The following is a 5,873-nucleotide window of genomic DNA, read 5'->3' as shown; positions in this document are numbered from 1 at the left end:
ACGTCTGTTGGCAAACAGGACAGAGATAGCGTTGATGTCCGTTGGGCATCTTGCCGTGTTTATGGGCTTTAGAATGATCACACAAAGGGCATTGCATGGACGAGTTGCAGATGAGAGATCCCCTCTACTCTACCAATCCCACGTTTATTTGACGCACTACCGAAATTTACTCTTTAGCAATACTTCTAGCCGAAGCTTTGGGGGTTGAACAGTTCCAAGCACGAGTAAAATTTTTGCCACCGATATAGATAAAGATGCGCTCCAGCAAGCTCATATCGGTGTATACACCGTTAATACTGTTGCGAGTATTTCTCCAACTCGGCTGAACACTTACTTCCAGCAAGTTGATAACTGCTACGTTTTTCACCGCCATCTTAAGCACAACATCATCTTTAGTTCGCACAATCTAATTCAAGATGCACCGATGTCTAAAATTGATTTATTGACGTGTCGCAACGTGCTAATTTATCTCAACACTGAAGCTCAAATTCGAGCTTTGGCGCGATTTTACTTTAGTCTTACTGGTAGCGGCTTTTTATGCTTGGGTAGAGCCGAGATGTTACCAATTAAGAGCATACCTCTATTTACTTTAATCAACGCTCAAAACCACGTTTATACTAAAGTTCCCAAGCAGAATTTAGACCAATATTTATTACACCAACCTTTAGGACAGCCACCACATAGTTAATGGCAACTCCCCTTCCTAGTAAGAGAGGGGAGTAAGTTCCTTTTAGTCTTTTTTCATCCAGCTAAACATCGCCCGCAAATCTTGACCAACATCTTCAATCGGGTGTTCGGCTTCTTGGCGGCGCATAGCGGTAAAACCTGGCTTCCCGGCTTGGTTTTCTAGCACAAAGTCTCGTGCAAATTGCCCAGATTGAATTTCTTGCAAAATCTTCCGCATTTCTGCTTTAGTTTGGTCGGTAACAATTCTTGGTCCGCGAGTATAGTCGCCGTATTCTGCGGTATTGGAGATACTATCGCGCATTTTTGCCAAACCACCTTCTACAATCAAGTCAACAATGAGCTTGACTTCATGCAGACATTCAAAATATGCCAATTCTGGTTGGTAGCCCGCCGCTACTAGCGTTTCAAAACCTGCCTTAATTAACGCGCTCAAACCGCCACACAGTACCGCTTGTTCGCCAAATAAATCGGTTTCTGTTTCTTCTCTAAAAGTAGTTTCGAGTACCCCAGCGCGAGTACCGCCAATACCTTTAGCATAAGCCATCGCGCGATCGCGCGCTTGCCCCGTTGCGTCTTGATACACGGCAAATAAAGCAGGTACGCCTTGCCCTTGTTCGTAGGTCCGTCGGACTAAATGCCCTGGACCTTTGGGCGCTACCATGACTACATCTACATTATCGGGAGGGACGACTTGCCCAAAATGGATATTAAAACCATGAGCAAAAGCGATAACTTTCCCTTCCGTTAGATGGGGTTCAATTTCTTGGGTGTAAATAGTTTTTTGCACTTCATCAGGAAGCAAAATCATAATAAAGTCGGCACTTTTTGCAGCATCAGCGACGGAATGCACGGGAATACCTGCACTTTTTGCTTTCGGTGCAGACTTGCTACCTGGATATAGCCCGACAATTACATTCATGCCACTATCTTTGAGATTCAGGGCGTGAGCGTGACCTTGAGAACCATAACCAATAATTGCAATTGTTTTTTGAGCTAATAAGTCTAAATTGGCATCTGTGTCGTAATACATCCGCGCCATAGTAACAACTCCTTGAGGGTAAGTATAATAATTTAGTGCAAACCGTTAATTTTACCGCAATTTTTACCTTTCACTATTGTTTGCTCACAACTTGGAGTTAGAAAACAGGTTTGGTTATAGTATTTCCTGATAGCATCCAATAATTGCAAGCAATAAAGATTAAAATAATTCTATAAAAGTTGATTTTAATTCAACTAATTTAAGCTAAGTGTTGCAATAAAATACAATTAGTTTCTACAAAATTCACGATCGCAAATAAAAGTATTAAAGGGCGGGATAATTCTTAAATATCGAGTCAATTACATATGCCCTTGCTAATACCTAATTGACTCTTGTTTAGGCAAGGCATTTAGGAGGTTTTATGTCAGAAAAGGTAAAATTAGCGACTTGCAATGTTGCCATTGTTGGTCCCTACTTGAGCGGTAAAACCACTTTACTTGAGAGTTTATTGTTCGTTACTGGGGCAATTTCTCGCAAAGGCAATGTCCGCGATGGCTTTACAGTGGGAGATAATTCTCCCGAAGCGAAAGATCGCCAAATGAGCGTTGAAGTTAGTGTTGCTACTACTAAATATGGAGATATTAACTTTACTTTTATCGATTGCCCAGGTTCGGTAGAATTTGCCCAAGAAACTTATAATGCGCTGATAGGTGTAGATATAGCAATAGTTGTCTGCGAACCAAGTAGCGATAATGGGAATGGACTGCACCAAAAAGTTCTGACTCTTGCACCTTTATTTAAGTTTCTCGATGATTGGGAAATTCCCCACCTAGTTTTTATTAATAAAATGGATCGTTCCAGCACAAACTTTATTGACGTGCTGCACGCTCTAAAATCTGTCTCTAGTCGTCCCTTAGTCCCGCACCAATACCCCATTACTGAAAACGAGAATATTAGCGGATTTATCGATTTAGTTACAGAGCAAGCATATCATTATCACCCCGGCGCTCCTGCCGATGCGATCGCATTTCCCGCCGCTTTAAAGTCAAAAGAACTTGCAGCGCGGACAGAAATGTTGGAAGAATTAGCCAATTTTGACGACCATTTGTTGGAGGAACTATTAGAAGAAATCAATCCATCCACTGAGGAAATACTGCAAGACTTGAAGCTGGAATTAGGCGCAGATTTAGTTGTTCCGGTATTATTTGGCATCGCCGAGCAAGATTATGGAGTGCGCCCGTTATTAGAGATGCTGCAAAAAGAAGCACCCGCCCCCAAAACTACCGCGCAACGGCGCAATATTCCTCAAAATCTTCATGCTCCTTTAGCGCAGGTGTTGAAAACTTATTTCACTCCCCAAGGTGGCAAAATGTCGCTCGTGCGGGTGTGGCACGGTCAATTAACGGAAGGTGTTGTTTTAAATGGCGTGCGTGCGGGGGGATTGTATCGTTTAGTCGGACAGCAACAAAAGTCTGTAAATACCGCCGAAGCTGGAGAAATTATCGCAATTAGCCGCTTAGAAGGGGTTAAAACTGGAGATACGCTGATGACAACTAATGGCGATCGCTTTGAATTAGTTACGGCGGCTAAAATGGCTCCAGTGTATGCTTTAGCGATCGCTCCCCAAAGTCGCAATGATGAAGTAAAGCTCAGTAGCGCCTTAAATAAACTTTTAGAAGAAGATCCGGCTTTAGCTTGGGAGCAACACGGCGATACTCATGAAGTTATCCTTTGGGGTCAAGGGGAAATTCATTTGCAAGTTGCCTTAGATAGGTTGCGACGCAAGTATAACTTGCCCATGGCGACTCATTTACCGCAAGTACCTTACAAAGAAACAATTCGCAAGCCTATTTCTTCAATTCACGGACGTTACAAGCATCAAAGTGGCGGTCACGGACAGTTTGGCGATGTTTATTTAGAAATTGAACCCTTACCCAGAGGTGGAGGTTTCAACTTCCGCGATACGATTGTCGGGGGTGTCGTGCCAAAACAGTATATTCCTGGCGTAGAAATGGGCGTACGCGAGTATTTGGGGCGTGGTAGTTTGGGTTTTCCGGTGGTAGATGTAGCCGTTACTCTAACTAATGGCTCTTATCACAGCGTCGATAGCTCAGAACAAGCATTTAAACAAGCGGCGCGAATTGCCATGCAAACGGGAATGGCTCAAGGCGAACCAACTTTGCTAGAACCCATTACCAAAATTGAAGTCACGACACCAAGCGAATTTACGTCTAAAGTGCTGCAACTTGTGAGCGGAAGACGGGGGCAAATTTTGGGTTACGAACCGATCGGCGACTGGCAAGGTTGGGATCGAGTCACCGCTTACTTACCCCAAGCTGAGAACTTCAATTTTATTGTGGAATTGCGGAGTCTTACCCTTGGCGTTGGTTCTTTCCAGTGGCACTACGACCACCTCCAGGAAGTACCAGACAAAGTAGCCCATCGCGTCCTCAATTCTAAATAAGTGCTTGCGGTACGGGCTACGGAGTCCGTACATTAATACAGGTATATCCCTAAATTATGAATCCACAATCTTGGTATATTGTCAAGCTGCCTCCAGGCAACTGCGAAATAGTCTCTACTGAGCCATCGGCTGCGGAAGTAGAGCAATGGGGACCTTTTTTATCCAAAGAAGAAGCGATCGCCCGGCGGGTTGGTTTAATACGTGCTGGTAAGTGTCAGCCGATATAAAATTAAGGCACTGCGTTGGCTCTAGGACTGCGCTGGGCGGCTATTTGTTGATTGAGGATCGATAGAGCCTTATCGTACTGCGGATCGCCAGGAGTGCCGACTTTTGTGCGATCGCCTACTAACTTTTCTTTTTGTTTTTCTGTTAGTTCTAGTACCACATTGGGGGCAATCCCGGCTTTGTTGATATCGCGACCGTTGGGAGTAAAGTATTTTGCAATTGTTACTGCCATTCCCGATTCACCATCGCCCAAACTGCGTACCGATTGCACTAAGCCTTTGCCAAAGGTTTTTGTCCCTACCAAAACAGCCCGTTTATTGTCTTGTAATGCCCCAGAAAGGATTTCACTTGCACTTGCCGACCCACCATCTACCAATACCACTACAGGTTTATCAGTAAGAGCGCGATTTTTGGCTTTTTCTAGGTCTCTTGTGCCGCGCCGATCTACTGTAGATACAATAATGCCTTCATCTAGCCACATTTGAGCAATTTCAACACTAGAGTAGAGCAAACCGCCGGGATTAGAGCGCAAGTCTAAGATATATCCAGCTACGTTTTTTTTCTCCAAATCTTTGATTGCATTCCGCATTTCCGAGGAGGCGTTAGCACTAAACTGATTTAGACGAATATAACCCGTCCCGCCATTAGGACTATTTTGATAGCTGTAGCGGACTGGGTGCAGTTCAATTTTTGCTCTTTTGACGCGAAACTGCCTTTGTTGTTTGTTCCGCAAAATAGTAATGCTAACTTCTGTACCTGGCTTACCGCGAATTAATGATACTGCTTCATTAATATTCATGCCTTCGGTACTTTTGTTGTCGATTTTGACAATAATATCTTTAGCCAAAATTCCCGCCGCCGCCGCCGGAGTACCTTCCATGGGCGCGATTACAGTTATTTTCTTAGTTTTCTCATCGGGGGCGATTTGAATCCCAATTCCCGAAAGTTCCCCAGAAGTTTCTACTTGCAAACTCTTAAATTCTTCGGGGTCCATGAAGCGAGTATAAGGGTCTTCTAGCTTATCTAGCATTTGGCGGATGGCTTTGTAGGCATCCTGTTTATTTGTATAGGTGCGGCTTAAATATTCTTTGCGGACATTTTGCCAATCTACTTGGTTAAATGTTCCATCTACATAACTGCGATCGATAACTTGCCAAACTTCATCTACTAATTCTTTGGGACTTTCCCGGAAAAAAGCTTTACCTGGTGAGTAAATGCCAGAAATATTAACAGCAAATGCCGTTAACATGGCGGCGGTCGCACCTATAACAAGCCCTTGTTTTGAAATTGCCATAATGACTGCTGGAACCGGAGAAAAAATGCTCGTAGGTCGTAGTAAGCCCAATTTAACACAAGTAGTTAATAAGGGCTTACGTAGGAAGTCTTAGAGGTAGGGCAACCGCATAAAAAATATAGCGTAGGCTAGGGTAAAGTAAAGCAAGTAGAAACAGAGTTAATGAGTCAGACAATTGATGCAAGCATACTGACCCATTTTGCCAGCCGAGAAGAAATACGTGA

6 protein-coding genes are annotated in these 5,873 nt (G+C 43.7%); 3 read left to right on the top strand and 3 right to left on the bottom strand.

Annotation, left to right across the window (positions count from 1 at the left end; genetic code table 11):
* A partial coding sequence (locus tag AC2VE5_RS23780) for an IS1/IS1595 family N-terminal zinc-binding domain-containing protein (protein WP_486886923.1) occupies nt 1-97 on the bottom strand: 97 nt, incomplete at its 3' end.
* A 132-nt stretch (nt 98-229) separates the two neighbouring features.
* Between AC2VE5_RS23780 and AC2VE5_RS23775 the strand changes: the two genes are divergently transcribed.
* Nucleotides 230-688 (top strand): CheR family methyltransferase, encoded by a 459-nt coding sequence (locus AC2VE5_RS23775; RefSeq protein ID WP_486890126.1) that lies wholly within the window; start codon nt 230-232, stop codon nt 686-688.
* 42 nt (nt 689-730) lie between these two features.
* Here the strand turns inward: AC2VE5_RS23775 and ilvC are convergent, their stop codons facing one another.
* Nucleotides 731-1,726: a ketol-acid reductoisomerase gene (ilvC, locus tag AC2VE5_RS23770; RefSeq protein WP_486890125.1), complete on the bottom strand. Its 996-nt coding sequence runs from the start codon at nt 1,724-1,726 to the stop codon at nt 731-733.
* A gap of 361 nt (nt 1,727-2,087) precedes the next feature.
* Between ilvC and AC2VE5_RS23765 the strand changes: the two genes are divergently transcribed.
* Both AC2VE5_RS23765 and AC2VE5_RS23760 read left to right on the top strand, forming a co-directional pair.
* Complete coding sequence (locus AC2VE5_RS23765) at nt 2,088-4,130, top strand: elongation factor G (protein ID WP_486890124.1); 2,043 nt, start codon at nt 2,088-2,090, stop codon at nt 4,128-4,130.
* Between the two features lie 56 nt (nt 4,131-4,186).
* Nucleotides 4,187-4,357 carry a hypothetical protein gene (locus AC2VE5_RS23760; RefSeq protein WP_486890123.1) on the top strand — a complete coding sequence of 57 codons (171 nt, stop codon included), beginning with the start codon at nt 4,187-4,189 and terminating at the stop codon, nt 4,355-4,357.
* 2 nt (nt 4,358-4,359) lie between these two features.
* On the opposite strand, the gene ctpC is transcribed toward AC2VE5_RS23760, so the two are convergent.
* On the bottom strand, nt 4,360-5,649 hold the full coding sequence (ctpC, locus tag AC2VE5_RS23755; RefSeq protein WP_486890122.1) for a carboxyl-terminal processing protease CtpC: 1,290 nt from the start codon (nt 5,647-5,649) through the stop codon (nt 4,360-4,362).
* Between the last annotated feature and the right edge of the window lie 224 nt (nt 5,650-5,873).

This window comes from Aliterella sp. E5.1, assembly GCF_057473825.1.
This window is presented reverse-complemented; position numbering and strand designations above follow the sequence as displayed.

What these genes read in the sequence shown, in the direction of transcription:
- ilvC (WP_486890125.1), bottom strand. Translation starts at nt 1,726, where the DNA reads ATGGCGCGGATGTATTACGACACAGATGCCAATTTAGACTTATTAGCT.
- AC2VE5_RS23765 (WP_486890124.1), top strand. Translation starts at nt 2,088, where the DNA reads ATGTCAGAAAAGGTAAAATTAGCGACTTGCAATGTTGCCATTGTTGGT.
- AC2VE5_RS23760 (WP_486890123.1), top strand. Translation starts at nt 4,187, where the DNA reads ATGAATCCACAATCTTGGTATATTGTCAAGCTGCCTCCAGGCAACTGC.
- ctpC (WP_486890122.1), bottom strand. Translation starts at nt 5,649, where the DNA reads ATGGCAATTTCAAAACAAGGGCTTGTTATAGGTGCGACCGCCGCCATG.